The sequence below is a fragment of the Bacillota bacterium genome (assembly GCA_013178305.1).
Lineage (GTDB): Bacteria > Bacillota > Sulfobacillia > JABLXB01 > JABLXB01 > JABLXB01.
Genome location: JABLXB010000001.1, coordinates 1,119,264 through 1,136,609 on the forward strand (window position 1 = coordinate 1,119,264; position 17,346 = coordinate 1,136,609).

A 17,346-nucleotide genomic window follows, 5' to 3' on the forward strand; every position below is an offset into this window, starting at 1 on the left:
GTGAGAGATATGCCTTACACGGCGCTTTACAGGCAGTGGCGCCCCCAGACCTTCTCGGACGTCATCGGCCAGGCCCACGTTACCGTAACCCTGCAGAACGCGCTCAGGTCTGGCAAGATCGGGCACGCCTATTTGTTTGCCGGTCCGCGTGGGACGGGCAAGACATCCGTGGCCAAGATCCTGGCCAGGGCGGTCAACTGTCTCGATGGTCCCGCGCAAGAGCCGTGTAACCGGTGCACGTCCTGCACCACCATACTGGACGGGTCGGCTACCGACGTCCTCGAGATCGACGCCGCCTCCAACCGCGGTATCGATGAGATCCGCGACCTGCGGAGCGGGGTGCGTTTCTGCCCCGCCAGCCTCAGATACAAGGTGTACATAATCGACGAGGTCCACATGCTCACCCCCGAGGCGTTCAACGCGCTCCTCAAGACGCTCGAGGAGCCGCCGCCTCACGCCATATTCATTCTCGCGACTACGGAACCCCACCGCCTTCCCGCTACGGTGCTGTCGCGGTGCCAGAGGTTCGGCTTCCACCGCATATCATCGAAGCAGGTCGCCGAGAGGCTGGAGAACCTCGCGCGGAACGCCGGTCTGGAGGTCAGCGGTGACGCCCTCCGGCTGATCGCGAAGGCTTCCGAGGGTTCGCTTAGAGATGCGCTGGGCCTCCTGGAGCAGTGTGCGGCCTACGCCGGGAGCGAGATAAGTGTCGAACACGTGCGCACTATCCTGGGGGATGCCGGACCGGAGGGGCTGCTCGAGCTCGTGAGGGCTGTCAAGGATGGGGACCTGACCGCGATACTCGGCGGGCTCGACGCCATGGGGGCCGCGGGCAAGGATTTCCGCCAGCTGGCCAGGGACATCTGCCAGGTATACAGGGACCTCCTCGTGCTGAAGGTGTGCAGGGACCCCGGCAACCTCGTCGATCAGGACCCCGAGACGATCCGGAGTATGAACACCATCGCTTCGGGGTATCCGGAAGAAGAGGTGCTGCGGATAGTCAGGGCGCTGGGCGAAGTGGAGTCTCAAATGAGGTACTCGGCAAATCCGAGGGTTGGCCTGGAGGTGGGGCTTCTGCGGATCGCGGGGGCGGGCAAGGCGCCAAGCCACCCATCCGCCCAGTCGTCCGCGCAGGCACCGGCGGCGCCGGCCCCGGTAGCAGCACAGATGGGGCCCGTGGTATCTCCCACACAGCCGGCGCCCGGGGCAGCGCCCGAACGGGCAGCACGAGAACAGGTCGCGTCCTTGTCCGCGGAAACGGCCCCTGACCAGGCGACCGCCGACGTGTCATCCGTCTGGAGGCCTTTGATGGCGTATCTCAGGCGGGAGAAGAAAGCGAAGATCGTCGCCTTACTAGAGCCCGCCGCGCCAGTGGGTTTCAAGGATGGCGTATTGATACTGGCCTTCCGGCCGGATGCACAGTTCCACAAGACACAGATGGAGGCAGCGGCCAATCTGCGGGTGCTGGAGGCCGCGCTGAAGTCGCTTACCGGGCAGGACATCCGCGTGAGGTGCACGGTTCAGCAAGGCATTCAACAGGACGCCCGCCATGATGCGGCGCGTGGCGCCCAGCCCGGCGGCAAGCAGGGACCGGAAGAGGTCGCGACCCCGCTGCCGGAGGCTAACCCACCATTACGGGGCGACGGCGGTAACGAGAACTCCGAAACGACCCTCAAGGCTGCCGCGGTGGGTGCGGTCACGCCCGGCGAACAGGCCGGCGACGGCCATGACGATCCCGAGATCGCCCAGGTCCTTGAGATGTTTGGAGGCCGGATAGTGGACGACCTGACGTGATCGCCGGTCCGAGGGCCGTCAAAACCGGCACGACGCCTGCTTTCTGGAGGGGTAATTCGTGAACAAGGGATTCGGGTTCGACATCAACCGGATGATGAAGCAAGCCCAGAAGATGCAATCGGACATGAAGAAGGTCCAGGAAGAACTGGCTAACAGCATCGTTGAAGCGGCGTCGGGGGGCGGAATGGTGAAGGTCGTCGCCACCGGCGCGCAGGAGGTAAAGTCGATAGAGATCAAACCCGAGGCGGTCGACCCTGACGACGTGGAGATGCTGCAGGACCTCGTGCTGGCCGCGGTGAACGAGGCCCTCCGCAAATCGCGGGAACTGGCCGCCTCCGAGATGGCCAAAATCACCGGCGGGCTCGGCCTGCCCGGGCTGATGTAGGCGGAGACAGGGATGCTGTACGCCGAACCCATTCAACGTCTCGTGGAAGAGCTCACCAGGCTGCCCGGCGTCGGGCCGAAGACGGCGCAACGTCTCGCCTACCACCTGGTCAAGGCGCCGAAGGAAGAAGTGGAGGCGCTCGCGCGGGCCCTAGTCGAACTGAGGAGCAAGATAAGATACTGCTCCGTGTGCGGAAACCTGACGGAAGCCGACCCCTGCAGGATATGCTCGTCGGATTCGCGCGATGCCTCCGTCCTCTGCGTGGTCGAGCAACCGCGCGACGTCGTCGCCATGGAGCGGACAGGCGAGTTCAAGGGCCGCTATCACGTTCTCCACGGCGTCATATCGCCCGCGAACGGGGTTGGGCCGGCCGATTTGCGGATAGAAAGCCTGCTCCAGCGCGTTCGCGAGCAGAAGGTGACCGAGATAATCCTGGCGCTGAACCCCAACGTCGAGGGCGAAGCCACCTCGCTCTACCTTGCCCGCATCCTCAAGCCTGCCGGGGTCAAGGTCACGCGGATCGCCTACGGTGTCCCGGTCGGCGGGGACCTTGAATACGCCGACGAGGTCACCCTGTCGCGCGCCCTCGAGGGCAGGCGCGAACTCTAACCTCCCCCGGTCCCCCGACCCACGAGACTGCGCGGATGAAAACCGCCGCTCCTGGGCATAATTTCCTCGAATCCTTCCAGGAAGATCCCCATATCAATGAAGGAAGGGGTCCTGGAGAAGGGACGAGGACGAATGGGCGAATTCCTGTCGCGTTTCGTAGATATTGTCTCCAGGTCCATGTTCACCGACACCACGGTCAAGACCTCGCAGGGGCCGACCCTCGCCGACGCTACGGTAAAAGCGCTCGAGGACTGGCGCTCGGCCGAGCAGTGCTTCAACCTGGTGAACGACCCCGATCTCGTCGATCATGCCATCTACACGATCGAGGCGAGCAGGAAGCGGTACATTTATCTTCTTCACCGCCTCAGGCAAGGGTGCGATCCTTCCAGCCGGGTGTACTAGCCCCGCCATAACCCGCATATTGTTCAGGTAGCCCCGTCCTGCGCGGGCACCTGGAGGGTTTCCCATGGATTACTACCAGCTCGCGGCGTACGCCGTTGCGGTAGCCGTCGTCTTCATGGCGGTGAAGGTCCTGTTCACGCCCCTGAAGTTTGCCTTCTACGTCGTTTACTACGCGATCGTCGGGGGACTCGTATTGTGGGGGATCAACGTGATCGGCGCACTGGTGGGGCTTCACCTTCCGCTGAACCCGGTCGCCGCCTTTCTCTCGGGCTACCTCGGAGTGCCTGGTATACTGCTCGTCTACGCGCTACAACGGATACTTACCTGAAGACCGCCTTGCGTTTGTGAACATTTCCAAAGGTTGTGGTTGACGCCTCTGAGAGGCTGGTGTTAGATTAGGAGCGAGGGCCTGTCCATAAGGCCAGCCGCTCTGAGATTAGACAGGAATCAACGAGGGTCAAATCCTTAACAAGCAGCCCCTTGTGGCTGCGTTTTCGTTGTTATCATCAGGAAGGAGGTAAGTATATGGAAGGACTCGTCGAAATCCGTTGGCATGCCCGCGGAGGACAAGGGGCGAAGACCGCCGCCATTCTCCTCGCGGAAGCGGCGGAGGCTGCCGGGCAGTACATCCAGGGATTTCCCGAGTACGGACCTGAGCGGATGGGTGCACCCATACTCGCCTTCAACAGGTTGAGTAACAAGCCCATCAGAGTCCACGGGCGAGTGGAGAGTCCGGACATCGTCGTGGTCCTGGACCCAACTCTCATCGGAAAGGTTAACATCGGCGAAGGGTTCCCACCCCATGGCGTTCTGCTGGTCAACACCCCGAAGAGCCCCTCGGAAGTCAGAGCCAAGGTGGGCGTCCAGGGGGGCAAGGTTTACACGGTCGACGCGTCGAGGATCGCCATGGAGGAGCTGGGCAAGGACATCCCAAACACGCCCATGATGGGCGCGGTGATGGCGATAGCCAAACTCCTCGACTTCGACAAGTTCATCGAGGTCACCAGGGCCCAGATGGAGCACAAGTTCCGCGGCAACACAAAAGTGGTTGAGGGAAACATCAAGGCGATCGAGCGCGCCAGGCAGGAGGTGAAGGCAGAGTGAGCACAGAGAATCTTCCTGGATGGAAGGACCTGCCCGCCGGCGGACTGATTCTGGAACCCGGAAACGCCGAGAATCTGGAGACCGGCGAATGGCGGAGCTCAAGGCCCATCCATGACAAGCAGAAGTGCATCAACTGCCTGTTTTGCTGGGTATTCTGCCCCGATTCGTCGATAATCGTCGAGGACGGCAAGGTCGTTGGCATCGACTACAAGCACTGCAAGGGCTGCGGGATCTGCGCTCGCGAGTGCCCGCCGAAGGTCAAGGCCATCACGATGGTTCCTGAAGGCGAGTAACCGGAGGGAGGGGGAGTACGTATGGCGGAAAAGAAAGCCCTTACGGGCAACGAGGCCGTTGCCCTGGCCATGAAGCAGATAGAGCCCGATGTCGTCGCGGCGTATCCCATTACGCCCCAGACCGACATCGTCCAATACTTTTCGAACTACGTGGCTGACGGCAAGGTAAAAACCGAGTTCGTCACAGTTGAGAGCGAGCACAGCGCGATGAGCGCCACTGTCGGCGCGGCCGCGGGCGGTGCTCGCGCGATGACGGCCACCTCCTCGCAGGGCCTGGCTCTGATGTGGGAAGTTGTCTACATCGCGGCGTCGAGCCGGCTTCCGATCGTGATGCCGGTTGTCAACAGGGCGCTCTCCGGCCCGATCAACATCCACTGCGACCACGGCGACACCATGGGCGCCAGGGATTCCGGCTGGATTCAGCTATACTCTGAGAGCGTCCAGGAGGCCTACGACAACCTGATACAGGCAGTCCGGATCGCGGAGCACCCGGACCTTCAGCTGCCGGTAATGGTCTGCCAGGATGGGTTCATCACCAGCCACGGCCTCGAGAATGCCGAAATCCTCGACGATGAAACCGTGAAGAGGTTCGTCGGTGAGTACAAGCCGAGGTTTTCGCTGCTCAATCCCGCGAAACCCGTGACGTTCGGGGCACTCGACCTCCAGGACTACTATTTCGAGCACAAGCGGTCGCAGTCCGAGGCCATGAAGAACGCGGGCAAGGTAATCCTCCAGGTCGCGGAGGAGTTCAAGAAGCTGACCGGTCGCGAGTACGGTTACTTCGAGAAGTACATGCTCGACGACGCCGAGGTTGCGGTGGTCGCCCTCAATTCGACCGCCGGCACCGCGAAAATGGTCGTGGACGAACTCCGCCAGGCCGGCTCCAAGGTCGGTCTCCTCAAGCCCAGGGTGTTCAGGCCGTTCCCTGCGAAGGAACTCGCCGAAACGCTCAGGGGGCTCAAGGTCGTAGCGGTCATGGACAGGGCCGATTCGTTCAACGCATACGGCGGCCCTCTGTTCAACGAGATCCGTTCCGCTATGTACGACACGCCGGGTCCGAAGATCCTCAGCTATATCTATGGCCTCGGCGGGCGTGACATCGGCCCGGCCGACGTGACGAAGGTATACGACGACTTGCTGGAGATCAAGAAGACCGGCAGGTGCGACAGCATCCTTAACTACCTCGGGGTCAGGGAATAGGAGGTGACACGATGGCAACTCTCAAGGAGCTTGTAAAGAAGCCCGGGATACTCTCTCCTGGCCACCGCCTGTGCGCCGGTTGCACGGCGCCAACTCTGGTCCGTCAGGTGCTGATGGCCGTCGACACACCCGTCGTAATAGGCAACGCGACGGGATGTCTCGAGGTGTCAACCACGATCTTTCCCCAGACGGCCTGGAGGTGCTCGTGGATACACAACGCGTTCGAGAATGCGGCTGCGACTGCCAGCGGCGTCGAGGCGGCATACAAGTCGCTGAAGCGCCAGGGGAAGATCAAGGACGAGTTCCGCTTCATAACGTTCGGCGGCGACGGTGGCACGTACGACATCGGCCTGCAGTCCCTGTCCGGCGCGATGGAGCGCGGGCATCACATGCTGTATGTCTGCTACGACAACGGCGCTTACATGAATACGGGTATCCAGAGGTCGAGCGCCACGCCGAGGGGTGCCGACACCACAACCAGCCCCGCCGGCGAGAAAGTACCCGGCAAGCCCGCGAACCGTAAGGACTTGACGGCTATCATGGCAGCGCACAACATCCCGTACGTGGCGCAGGTTTCGCCAAGCCACTGGAACGACGTGGTCACCAAGGTGAAGAAGGCCCTGGACTGCGGCGGCGCCGCGTTCATCAACGCCATCGCGCCGTGCCATAGAGGGTGGAGATACCCCATCGAGGACGGCATTGAGATGGCGAGGCTGGCGGTGGACACCTGCTACTGGCCGCTGTTCGAAGTTGTCAACGGCGAGTGGAAGCTGACATACAAGCCCAGGGAGAAGAAGCCCCTGGTGGAGTTCCTCAAGCCCCAGGGCAGGTTCAAGCACCTGTTCGCTCCGGAGAACGAGCACATAATCAAGGAGATGCAGGAGCAAGTGGACCGGAACTGGGAGGCGCTGCTCAAGCGTTGCGGCGAGGCCTGAAATCGGGTAACCTAGGAGGGGATGTCATCCATCCCCTCCTGATTATTTTATAGGGCGATGCAGCGGTGGTATCCACGGACCGCGCACAGCCAAGTCTCATCAATAGAGGTGAACGCCGTGTCTTCACCCAGCGATCCTGCATCCCAGGTGCCGCCTTGTGTCTCCTCGGAGACGGTGGACCCATCGAAGTTTTACGGGCCAAGGGTGAGGTTCGCACCCAGCCCAACTGGATACCTGCACATCGGAGGGGCCCGTACCGCGCTGTTCAACTGGCTCTATGCTCACAAGAACGATGGTGCTTTCATACTCCGCGTTGAGGATACCGATGCGGAGCGCACCAAGGAAGACTCGATCTCGCAGATCCAGACGAGCCTGGCGTGGCTGGGTATAACGTGGGACGAAGGCCCGGGTAAGGGCGGCCCGGTAGGCCCGTACTTCCAATCGCAGCGGCGAGATCTCTACCGGTCGTATTCCGAAGTAATGCTGGGGAAAGGCGCTGCGTACAAGTGCTATTGCACACCGCAGGAACTGGAGCGGCGGCGCGAGGAGGACCGCAAGGCGGGCCGTGCGCCGCGCTACGACGGCAGGTGCAGGGACCTTGCGCCCGAGCAGCGGGCGAAGTTCGAGGCGGAGGGACGAAGACCTGCGCTCAGGCTGCGGGTCCCCGACGATGGCGTCACGGTGGTCCACGACCTCGCCCACGGGGATGTGGAGTTTGAGAACGCGCTCATCGGCGACTTCGTGATAATGAAGTCGGATGGGTTCCCGACCTACAACTACGCCTGCGTGATAGACGATGCGTTGATGCACATTTCACTCGTAATGAGGGCCGACGAACATCTCTCCAACACCCCCAAGCAGATACTCATGTACCAGGCGCTTGGCTTCCCGATACCGCAGTTCGCGCACGTCCCGATGATACTCGCCCCCGACAGGTCGAAGCTTTCCAAGCGCCACGGCGCCACGTCGGTCGAGGAGTTCCGGGATGCCGGGTATCTGCCCGAGGCGATCGTCAACTACCTGGCGTTTCTCGGCTGGACCCCCGGAGAGGAGTCGGAGCTCCTCTCGCTCGAGCAGATGGCGCAACGCTTCTCGGTGGAGGACGTCTCCAAGACTCCGGCGATCTACGACGTGAACAAGCTTACGTGGATGAACGGCCTGTACATGCGGGTTGCCGACCTGGACAGGCTTGCCGGCCTCGCGTTGCCGTACCTTCAGAAGGCGGGTGTCGTTGGCTCCGGCGTCGGAGCAGCCGAGGTATCGAGGATAAAGGATGTACTCGTGGCCGTCCGTGAGAGGGTCAGGTTGCTCAGCGAACTACCCGAAGCCATGGGGTACTTCTTCAAGGATGATTTCAAGTACGACGAAAAGGGCTACCAGAAGCTGTTCACGAAGCCGGGGGTCGCGTCGCTGCTGGCCGAAGCCAGGGAGCGGCTGTCGCGTATCGCCGCTGCCGACTTCGGCAAGGAGACGACCGAGGCGGCATACAGGGAGGTCATCGCGGAGAAAGGCATATCCGGCGGCGACCTCATCCATCCGACCAGGCTTGCGCTGACGGGCCGGACTGTCGGCCCCGGGTTGTTCGATGTGATGGCGCTGCTTGGCCGCGACAAAGTCCTTGCGCGGCTCGACAGGGCGGTTGAAGTAATAGGAGCCCCGCGGCCCGTATAGTTACAGGATAAATGAACGGGGCGCCCCTAGCGGAACCCGGCGAGGCGGGGAGATGGAGACATGGGATCTCAACCAAACCTTGCTGTAAACATCGGTGGCATCCGAATGAAAAACCCCGTGATGACCGCTTCCGGCTGTTACGGCTACGGCCTTTCGTATGTGGACTTTTACCCCCCGGACCTGCTCGGCGCCATGGTGGTCAAGGGCCTCTACCGGGAGGCGTGGCGTGGCAACCCCCCTTTGCGGGTTGTGGAGACCCCCGCCGGGATGCTCAATGCGGTCGGGCTGGAGGGCCCGGGAGTCGATAGTTTCATCTGCAACGAGCTCCAGCAATTGAGGGAGTATGGGGCGACGGTCATAGCCAACGTAGCCGGGCATTCGGTCGAGGAGTATGCCTGTGTCGCCCAACGCTTGAGTGAAGCCAAGGGCATAGCCGGATTGGAATTGAATATCTCGTGCCCGAACGTGTCACAGGGCGGCATGGCGTTTGGCACCGACCCCCGGATGATATTCGAACTCGTGTCCGCCGTCAGGAAGGTGACCAGCCTGCCCGTTATCGCGAAGCTCTCCCCCAACGTGACGGATATCCGGGTGACGGCGCGCGCCGCCGAGGACGCGGGGGCTGATGCGCTTTCGGTGATAAATACCCTGCTCGGGATGTCTATCGACATCAGGACCAGGCGTCCCAGGCTTGGAAACATAACCGGAGGGCTGTCCGGCCCGGCGATACGCCCCGTGGCGATCCGCATGGTCTGGCAGGTGGCGCAGGTCGTGAATATCCCCATCATCGGCCAGGGTGGCATCATGACGGCCGAGGATGCCGTGGAGTTCATTCTCGCGGGAGCCAGGGCGGTGGCCATTGGAACCGCCAATTTCGTCAACCCGATGGCCCCGTTACAGGTGATCGAGGGGCTCAGGCAGTACTGCATCGAGAACAACGTGGATGACATTAACGACCTGGTCGGGAAGGTAGTCATCGAACTCGGCAAGTAGCGGAGGGTTGACTGTGCATCAGATGATGGCGGCAGTCAGAGGGCATCGTCCGGAACGCCCGGGTTACTACAGGTTAACCCTGGAGGCGCCACAAATAACCGGTGAGGCCCAGGCCGGCCAGTTTGTCATGATCCGTTGCGCTCCCACCCTGGAGCCGCTGTTGAGGCGCCCATTTTCCATCTTTGCTACCCGCCCAGAAAACGGAGAACTGGAGATCCTGTACAGGGTCGTTGGACGTGGCACCCAGCTGCTAAGCGAGGTGCGCGAGGGTTCACCGGTAGACATCGTGGGTCCCCTGGGGCACGGCTATACCCTCCTCCCGGAGGCGCGGACAATCGCCGTGGTTGGTCGCGGCGTGGGGGTCGCGTCCGTATTCAGCGTCGCGCAGGCTGCCAGGAGGGAAGGCCGCCGCGTGTTCGCGTTCGTAAGTGCTCGAACGCGAGATCTCCTTCTCGCCGTGGAGGATCTCAAGCGGCTGGGATGCCAGGTGGAAATCTCGACCGATGACGGAGACGCCGGTTACCAGGGCCTTGTAACCGACCTCCTGGCGAGCAAGGCCAAGAGCGAGGGCATAGGCCAGGTCTTTGTATGCGGCTCCAGGCGCCTGATTCGGGCGGCGGCGGAGATCGCGCGCGAGGCCGGGATCCGGGCTCAGGTCTCCCTGGAGCAGCAGATGGCGTGCGGGGTCGCCGCGTGCATGGGATGCGCGCGGCTCGTCGGGACGCCGGGAAACAAGGTTTACAAGAAAGTATGCAAGGACGGCCCGGTCTTCTGGATTGAAGAGGTACTTGACTAGATTGCTCACGGCGAGGGAGGAAAAATGGGGTATCTCCTCAGGGGGGCGCTTGTAGTCACAGGCGGGCGTGACTATGCCGCGCCTCTCCAGGCCGATGTGCTGGTGAAAGACGGCCGGATCCAGGCCGTCGGGAAGGGACTCGCGATTCCCGGGGAAGAGCCGGTTGAGGTTATCGATTTGACCGGCAAAGCCGTGGTTCCGGGGCTCATCAACGCCCATACTCACTGCTATGCGAACCTGGTCAGGGGCATGGGTCACGGCCTGCCCCTGGAGCCGTGGATGTTTTACGCGATGCTTGTTGGGAATTTCTCGATGGACGAATTGAGACTCTCTGCACTCCTGCAGGTGATCGAATCTGTCAGGACCGGATCCACGGCCTTCGTGGATCATCTCGGACGCGAATATGCCGGCCTCGACACGGTGCTCGCTACCTATGCCGCGACGGGAGTCCGTGCCACGGTTGCGCCGATGATCAGCGACCGGCGGTACGATCAGGGACTGCCCGTACGCGACGGCGATCTGACCGCGGACGAGGCCGAGGAGTTCAGCCGGGCCAAACCGCGCCCGGCGGAAGAGATCCTGGCTGAGTGTGAGGATCTCATTCGCAAGTGGCAGGGGTACGGTGGAGTGCTGGGCGTCATGGTCGGTCCTTCGGGGCCTCAGCGCTGCAGCGACAGACTTCTGGAGGGCGCGGCCGAACTGTGCCGTAAATACGGGGTCGGATACCATACGCACATTCTGGAGACGCGGATACAGGCCGAAATAGGCCGGTATCTTTACGGAAAACCTGTGGTCGAACACCTCCGGGATCTTGGAGTGCTGTCACCCCGCGCTTCCCTTGCGCACTCGGTGTGGCTGGCCGAGAGCGAAATCGAGATCATCGCTGAGTACGGCGCTTCGGTGGTGCACAACCCGGTCAGCAACCTTACGCTGGGGAGTGGCATCGCGCCGTTGCAGAGGCTCAGGCGCGCGGGGGTCAATGTTGCCCTGGGTACGGATGGCTCCAACTGCGGCGGCAGTCAGGCGGTCTGGCAGTCGCTGCGCATGGCCGCGATCCTTCCCCGGATTCTCGATCCGGAGTATCGCGAATGGCCCACCGCAGCCGAGGTGTTCAGAATGGCTGTGGCCGGCGGCGCCCGCATAATCGGGCAGGAGGCAAGCCTTGGAGAAATCGCCGCCGGAAAGGTCGCCGACCTGGTGGCAATCAACCTCGATCAAACCATCTACCGGCCGTTGGAAAGCCTTGTGGACCAGATGGTTTATGGCGAGACGGGTCAGGGAGTCGAGATGGTGATGGTCGCCGGAAGATTCGTCTTGAGGGATGGGAAGATGACTACCGTCGACGAGGAGACGGTGCTCGCTGAGGCGGGGAAAGTGGCCGCTTCAATTTCGGCGAAAAGGGATCTCTGGATGGCGCGGGTTGCGAAGCAGTACCGTGGAGTGGAACGACTTTACAGGAATCACTGGCTGGGAAAGTAAGGCGCCGGCCGGGGGGTGTCGCAGGTGAAGCTCCTGCTCAAGGGCGGGCGTGTGGTGGACCCGAGAAGTGGCCTGGATCGCGTGGCCGACGTGCTTATATCAGGCGGTGTAATCGAGCGGATTGGGACAGACATATCCCATTCTGAAGCCGGAACAGTCAATGTGAGCGACCGTGTGGTGGCCCCCGGGTTCATAGACCTGCATGTCCACCTGCGGGACCCAGGCCTGACGGAAAAGGAAGACATTCGTACCGGGACAATGAGTGCCGCGCGGGGCGGCGTCACCACAGTGGTCGCGATGCCCAATACGCGGCCGGTGTGTGATGCTCCGGAACTGGTCGACTATGTCGCCCGGCATCCCGGCGCCTGCGTCAACGTACTGCCGGCAGCAGCCGTGACGAAGCAGAGCAAAGGCGTGGAATTAACCGACTTTGCTGCTCTGAGAGACGCAGGGGCGGTTTTCCTGACCGACGATGGGGAAACGGTCATGGATTCACGTGTTATGCGGGAGGCAATGATCAAGGCGCGGGAACTGGACCTCCCCGTGGTGACGCACTGCGAAGACAAGAACCTCAGCCGGGGCGCGGTCATGCACGACGGTGAGACGGCTCGCCGTTTGGGTTACAGGGGCATGCCTTCCTCCGCCGAATCCGTGATGGTCGCGCGAGACATCATGCTGGCTGCTGAAACCGGTTGTCACCTGCATATCACCCACGTCAGCGTGAAGGAGTCGGTCGAGCTCGTCCGCCTGGCCAAGAGGCACGGGATCCACGTGACCGCCGATGTCACTCCGCACAACTTCTCCCTCACCGACGAAAGGGTCGCGGTCGCGGGCAGCAACGCGAAAATGTATCCCCCTTTGCGGACGCGGGCCGACGTTGACGCGATCTGCGAGGGCCTGGCCGACGGGACGATCGACGCGATCGCCACGGACCACGCCCCGCACACCCCGGTGGAAAAGGCCCAGGGTATGGAGGCTGCCCCGAAAGGCGTTGTGGGATTGGAAACCGCCCTCGCAGTTGCGGTGACGTACCTGGTCCTGAAGAAAACGCTTACAATTCCAGAGATGATAGCCAAGTTTACCCTGGCCCCGGCAGATATCCTGAGAACCGGAACGGGCGCTCTACAGCCCGGCAAGCCCGCCGATGTAACGGTGTTCAACGCTGGCAAAGAGTGGGTGGTCCAGCCGGCCGAGTTCCTCTCAAAAGGCCGAAACACTCCGTTTGAGGGGTTTACTCTAACCGGCAGGCCGCAAATGACGATAGTCCGCGGGAGCGTCAGGATGCATGGAGGACAGGTGTTCTGCCCGGCCGGGCAGTAGGACAGAGCATGACAAGGAGGGAGTCATCGATGGTGAAGTCGGTTAAGGCCAGGGTTGTCGCGTTGGTGGTGGCAGGTGTACTCGTGGTGTCGCTACTCGCTGGTTGTAGCGGGTCGCAGCCGGCCGCCCCCGCGCCGGGAGGGCAGCCAAAGGCGGAGCAGCCGAAGCAGGAAGTCTTCAAGGTGAAGTTCGGTCACAACCAGGATACCAACAGCCCGCAACACCGTTGCGCAGAGGCCTTCAAACAAAAAGTGGAGGAACTGAGCAAAGGCAGAGTCCAGGTCACCGTATACCCGAACATGCAGCTTGGCCAGTTGCGTCAGCAGGCGGAGCAGGTTCAGGCCGGGACCCAGGAAATGAGCATGCAACCCGTCTCGGTGTGGGGCAACTTCGCCCAGGCCCTTGAGGGCTTCGACATCCCGTTCCTCTTCGCAAACAACGATGCAATGTTCGAGGTCGTCACCGGCCCGGTGGGGCAGGAGGTATTCAAGGCCCTGGAGGCGAAGGGGCTGGTGCAGATCGGCGTCGAGACCGGCGGCCTGAAGGTCATGACCGGCAAGGCTCCATACCGCGGCCCCAAAGATCTGAAGGGCAAAAAGTTCAGGGTCATGCCGGCGCCAATCCTCATCGAGACGTACAAGGCGTTCGGTGCGAACCCCACCCCCGTCGAATACGGCGAGCTGTACAACGCGTTGCAGCAGGGAGTCGTGGACGGCCAGGAGAACCCCCTGCAGACACTTAGCATGTTGAAGCTCTGGGAGGTTCAGAAGGCGGTCACCATCACAAACAACGGCCCGATGCTTTACGTCACGGTCGGCAACAAGAAGTGGTTCGATTCCCTTCCGAAGGATCTGCAGCAGAACATCCGCGATGCAATGGCCTACGCCGACAAGATCGAGTGGGAGGACCTGAAGAAGAACGAGGAGGGGTACTTGAAGCAGCTCAAGGAAAAGGGTATGGAAGTCTACTCCCCCACTCCCGAAGAGATGCAGGCATTCCGTGAAGCCAGCAAGCCCGTCGTCGAGTTCATCGCCGGGCGTATCGGCAAGGACCTGGTCGACAAGCTGATGAAGACCGCGGAAGCCGCCAACATAAAGTACTCGAAGTAACCCTCGACGCGGCTCGAGGATCACCGGGGGCCACCCGACGTGTCAGGCGGGCCGGCCCCCGGTGCGGCGAGATGTCAAACGGGCGGTGATGATGGTGCAAAAGATAGACAGGGCTGTTGCACAGGTCGAAGAGGTATTCGTGGCCATGGGCCTCCTGGGTTCGACCATGTTGATGTTCCTGAATGTGGTCCTGCGCTATGTGTTCAAGTCCGGCCTGCCATGGTCGGAGGAGCTCATACGGTTCACGATCATCTGGATCACCTTCGTCGGGATCGGATTATGCGTGCGTAAGGGTTCTCATGTGGCCATCGACTTCTTTGCTTACTACATGAGTAAGAAGCAGCAGAGGTACCTTACGGTGATCGTTGATTCGATATGCATCCTGTACTGCGCGCTGATGGCGTATTACAGCATCCAGCTGATCGGCAAGCAGTTTGACGTGGGGCAGAAGGCCCCGGCTTTGCAGGTCCCGTTCTACATCATCTACCTGTGCCTGCCAATCGGCTTCACTCTGGGGATAGTGCGTTTCGCACAGGACCTTGTAAGTAAGCTGGCAGAAAGGTGAGAGGCCAATGATTACCGTTCTACTGGCGATCCTGTTCACCCTGCTCGTCGGCAGAGTACCGATATTCATCTGCCTGGCCTTTGCACCACTGGCAGTGCTGATACTCTTCAGCGACATCTCGCCCATCGTCGCGGCCCAGTGCGTGTTTGGCGGCATAGATAAATTCGCCCTCATGGCGATGCCCTTTTTCATCTTCGCGGCGGACCTGATGCGCCATGGAGGCATAGCCAAGCGACTGGTCAATTTCACGAATGCTTTGGCAGGTTTCATGCGTGGCGGGCTTGCTCTCACGACCCAGCTTGGCTGCATGTTCTTCGGCGCGCTCTCCGGGTCCAGCCCCGCTACGGTTGCCGCAATAGGGGGCATGATGTACCCGGAGCTTGTTGAGAAGGGGTACAACAAGGGTTTCGCAATCGGCCTGATTACTGTCAGCGGCGCGGTTGCCATCCTCATCCCCCCCAGCATCACCATGATCGTCTATGGTTCGGTCACAGGCGTCTCAGTTGGCGCACTGTTCATAGGCGGGTTCGGCGCAGGGGTGCTGTTTGGAGGGGCCGTGCTGCTGTACTCGTACTACCATGCGGTAAAGACCAGGAGACTACCGGATTCGGAGTTCAGCCTCGGGGAGATCCTGCGCACCGGCAAGGAGGCGTTGTGGTCTCTGGGTGTCCCCATTATCATCCTCGGGGGGATCTACACGGGCGTGTTCACCCCTACGGAGGCCGCAGGGGTCTCCGCAGTGTACGCCATTCTGGTCGGCATGTTCGTTTATAAGGAATTGACATTGAAGAAGCTGTACGAAGTTACTTTACAATCCGCCACGACCTGCGCTTCAGTCATGGTCCTGGTGGCCGGAGCCACGGTTTTCGGCTGGGTGCTGACCGTTTACGAGGTTCCCCAGCAGCTTGCGGGCGTGTTGCTTGGACCCGGGACATCGAAGGCGCTTTTCTGGATCGCGGTCAATATCCTGTTCCTCATTGCGGGGATGTTCATGGATGGCTCCGCCGCGGTCACGATCCTGGCGCCTCTGGTGTACCCCCTCGCAATGAAGTTGGGCATCAATCCTGTCCATCTCGGCATCGTGTTGACCGCCAACCTGGCCGTAGGAATGTACACACCGCCCTTTGGTCTGAACCTGTTCGTGGCGACCGGTGTCACCAAAGAGCCGATGACGAAGATAGTCCCCACGCTGGGGGCTTTCCTGGCCGTCACGCTGGTGGCCCTGATGGTCATAACCTACTGGCCGGCGGCATCACTTTACCTGCCAGGTCTGGTCTACCCTGATATCCTGCACTAGCCCCCGCTTCCGGCCCGCAGGGGCCAAGGGCGAGACCCTTGAAGATACCATCAGGATGGTCGATTCCTATTCGGACATCATCGTCATGCACCACCCGCAGAAGGGCTCGGCCCAGATAGCGGCGGATGTCGCCAGAGTGCCCGTCATCAACGGCGGGGACGGCACAGGGCAGCACCCGACGCAGGCTCTGCTCGACGTCTATACCATCAGGAAGGAACGCGGCTACCTCGGGGGCCAGACGATCACGATCCTTGGCGACCTGAAGTACGGCAGGCCGGCTCACTCCCTGGCCTACCTCATGGCCATGTATGAGGATGCCGAGGCGGCCCTGCCGGCCAGCGACGTTGTTTACATCATGAGGATCATGAGGGAACGTTTCGAGGACCCGGGGGAGTACGAGACCCTGAAGGGCTCGTACGTCCTGGATCGGAAGCTCCTGCAGAAGGCCAAACCCGGCATAACGATCCTCCATTCGCTACCTCGCGTGGACGAGATGCCCACTGAGGTCGACGACTACGAAGGGGCCGCCTACTTCAGGCAGGCCGAGAACGGCGTATACATCCGCATGGCGCTGTTGTCGCTGGTGAGCGGCTGCGTTTGAGGCGATGACGTGCGCGACCCGCGGCGCCGGCGAGCAGTATCTCGATAATATGTAACGTCGGACCACTGATTGACGGTCCTTCGCGGGGAATGATATAATCAATTCTCGCTGGTATCCGATAACGTGATCGGGTGACTGCAGACGCTGGGGGATCGGCTAGTGGTAGGCCTACAGACTCTGGATCTGTCTGCGGAGGTTCGAATCCTCCTCCCCCAGCCAGTTCTTTGAAGCGCATCTTATACGGGTGGCAACGGACCTGGTGGAATGGCTGTACTACCGCTGTTTGGTAACGGCGGATAGGGGTTTACAGGCGCCGGACCACGTTGTATAATAGGCGTTGCCGCGATTTGCGCGGCGTGTTTGTGGAGAGCGGCAAAGCATGGCCCCATCGTCTAGAGGCCTAGGACACCGCCCTCTCACGGCGGCGACAGGGGTTCGAATCCCCTTGGGGCTACCAAATAATGACCCCAAAACGACAGTGCGAGAGGCACTGCGTTTTTTTGGGCGCCTTAGGCCCGAAAATGAGTGTAATACTCTGGGCGGAACCGACATAATATGTATGTTGAGAAGCGCTTGACACAATGTTGACGCGGTGCTAACATATCGACTTGTGACTGCTGTCTGGCCTGGTAGAGGCTGGAATGGCGGCTGGATAAACCGAGCAAGTTTTGGTCTTTGAAAACTGAACAGTGTGCGAAGGAGCCTAAGCGGCCCGAGTGGGGTGAGCGGAGCTGGAGGCAGGCGGTGAGCCTGCGGAAGGCCGAGCGGCACTATGAGGGTAAGTAAAGGTAAT

At 61.3% G+C, this 17,346-nt stretch carries 18 protein-coding genes and 2 tRNA genes; all 20 read left to right on the plus strand.

The annotated features are described in order from the left end of the window. The first annotated feature begins 9 nt into the window (after window positions 1-9). The 20 genes from dnaX (at window position 10) to HPY55_05365 (ending at window position 17,010) form a co-directional block, all read left to right on the plus strand. The gene (gene dnaX, locus HPY55_05270) at window positions 10-1,794 is read left to right on the plus strand and encodes a DNA polymerase III subunit gamma/tau (GenBank protein ID NPV70040.1); all 1,785 of its coding nucleotides are present in this window, start codon (window positions 10-12) and stop codon (window positions 1,792-1,794) included. Between the two features lie 91 nt (window positions 1,795-1,885). Continuing rightward, window positions 1,886-2,179 carry a YbaB/EbfC family nucleoid-associated protein gene (locus HPY55_05275; GenBank protein NPV70041.1) on the plus strand — a complete coding sequence of 98 codons (294 nt, stop codon included), beginning with the start codon at window positions 1,886-1,888 and terminating at the stop codon, window positions 2,177-2,179. Between the two features lie 12 nt (window positions 2,180-2,191). Next, window positions 2,192-2,788 (plus strand): recombination protein RecR, encoded by a 597-nt coding sequence (recR, locus tag HPY55_05280; GenBank protein NPV70042.1) that lies wholly within the window; start codon window positions 2,192-2,194, stop codon window positions 2,786-2,788. 96 nt (window positions 2,789-2,884) lie between these two features. Then, window positions 2,885-3,190, plus strand: coding sequence for a DUF2508 family protein (locus HPY55_05285; protein ID NPV70043.1), 306 nt, complete (start codon window positions 2,885-2,887; stop codon window positions 3,188-3,190). A gap of 64 nt (window positions 3,191-3,254) precedes the next feature. Continuing rightward, the gene (gene bofA / locus HPY55_05290) at window positions 3,255-3,518 is read left to right on the plus strand and encodes a pro-sigmaK processing inhibitor BofA (protein NPV70044.1); all 264 of its coding nucleotides are present in this window, start codon (window positions 3,255-3,257) and stop codon (window positions 3,516-3,518) included. A gap of 197 nt (window positions 3,519-3,715) precedes the next feature. Further along, the gene (locus tag HPY55_05295; GenBank protein ID NPV70045.1) at window positions 3,716-4,294 is read left to right on the plus strand and encodes a pyruvate synthase; all 579 of its coding nucleotides are present in this window, start codon (window positions 3,716-3,718) and stop codon (window positions 4,292-4,294) included. Then, window positions 4,291-4,587, plus strand: coding sequence for a 4Fe-4S binding protein (locus HPY55_05300; GenBank protein ID NPV70046.1), 297 nt, complete (start codon window positions 4,291-4,293; stop codon window positions 4,585-4,587). Before HPY55_05295 ends, HPY55_05300 begins: the two co-directional genes overlap by 4 nt. Window positions 4,588-4,608: 21 nt before the next feature. Further along, on the plus strand, window positions 4,609-5,787 hold the full coding sequence (gene porA, locus HPY55_05305; protein NPV70047.1) for a pyruvate ferredoxin oxidoreductase: 1,179 nt from the start codon (window positions 4,609-4,611) through the stop codon (window positions 5,785-5,787). Window positions 5,788-5,798: 11 nt separating this feature from the next. Continuing rightward, the gene (locus tag HPY55_05310) at window positions 5,799-6,722 is read left to right on the plus strand and encodes a pyruvate ferredoxin oxidoreductase (protein NPV70048.1); all 924 of its coding nucleotides are present in this window, start codon (window positions 5,799-5,801) and stop codon (window positions 6,720-6,722) included. Window positions 6,723-6,779: 57 nt separating this feature from the next. Continuing rightward, on the plus strand, window positions 6,780-8,393 hold the full coding sequence (locus HPY55_05315) for a glutamate--tRNA ligase (GenBank protein NPV70049.1): 1,614 nt from the start codon (window positions 6,780-6,782) through the stop codon (window positions 8,391-8,393). Between the two features lie 60 nt (window positions 8,394-8,453). Then, a complete protein-coding gene (locus tag HPY55_05320; protein NPV70050.1) occupies window positions 8,454-9,386 on the plus strand; it encodes a dihydroorotate dehydrogenase in 933 nt (310 codons plus the stop codon). A gap of 13 nt (window positions 9,387-9,399) precedes the next feature. Next, entirely contained in the window at window positions 9,400-10,182 is a 783-nt protein-coding gene (locus HPY55_05325; protein NPV70051.1) for a dihydroorotate dehydrogenase electron transfer subunit, read from the plus strand. A 24-nt stretch (window positions 10,183-10,206) separates the two neighbouring features. Beyond that, window positions 10,207-11,661, plus strand: coding sequence for an amidohydrolase (locus tag HPY55_05330; protein ID NPV70052.1), 1,455 nt, complete (start codon window positions 10,207-10,209; stop codon window positions 11,659-11,661). A 24-nt stretch (window positions 11,662-11,685) separates the two neighbouring features. Then, the gene (locus HPY55_05335) at window positions 11,686-12,981 is read left to right on the plus strand and encodes a dihydroorotase (GenBank protein ID NPV70053.1); all 1,296 of its coding nucleotides are present in this window, start codon (window positions 11,686-11,688) and stop codon (window positions 12,979-12,981) included. Window positions 12,982-13,010: 29 nt separating this feature from the next. Then, window positions 13,011-14,090, plus strand: coding sequence for a TRAP transporter substrate-binding protein (locus HPY55_05340; protein NPV70054.1), 1,080 nt, complete (start codon window positions 13,011-13,013; stop codon window positions 14,088-14,090). A gap of 94 nt (window positions 14,091-14,184) precedes the next feature. Next, window positions 14,185-14,655, plus strand: a complete 471-nt coding sequence (locus HPY55_05345) for a TRAP transporter small permease (GenBank protein ID NPV70055.1) — start codon at window positions 14,185-14,187, stop codon at window positions 14,653-14,655. A 7-nt stretch (window positions 14,656-14,662) separates the two neighbouring features. Then, window positions 14,663-15,952: a TRAP transporter large permease gene (locus tag HPY55_05350; protein ID NPV70056.1), complete on the plus strand. Its 1,290-nt coding sequence runs from the start codon at window positions 14,663-14,665 to the stop codon at window positions 15,950-15,952. Window positions 15,953-16,007: 55 nt separating this feature from the next. Continuing rightward, complete coding sequence (locus HPY55_05355; GenBank protein NPV70057.1) at window positions 16,008-16,553, plus strand: hypothetical protein; 546 nt, start codon at window positions 16,008-16,010, stop codon at window positions 16,551-16,553. 145 nt (window positions 16,554-16,698) lie between these two features. Continuing rightward, window positions 16,699-16,772 (plus strand) — tRNA-Gln (locus tag HPY55_05360). 162 nt (window positions 16,773-16,934) lie between these two features. Continuing rightward, a tRNA-Glu gene (locus HPY55_05365) sits at window positions 16,935-17,010 on the plus strand. Window positions 17,011-17,346 lie beyond the last annotated feature (336 nt).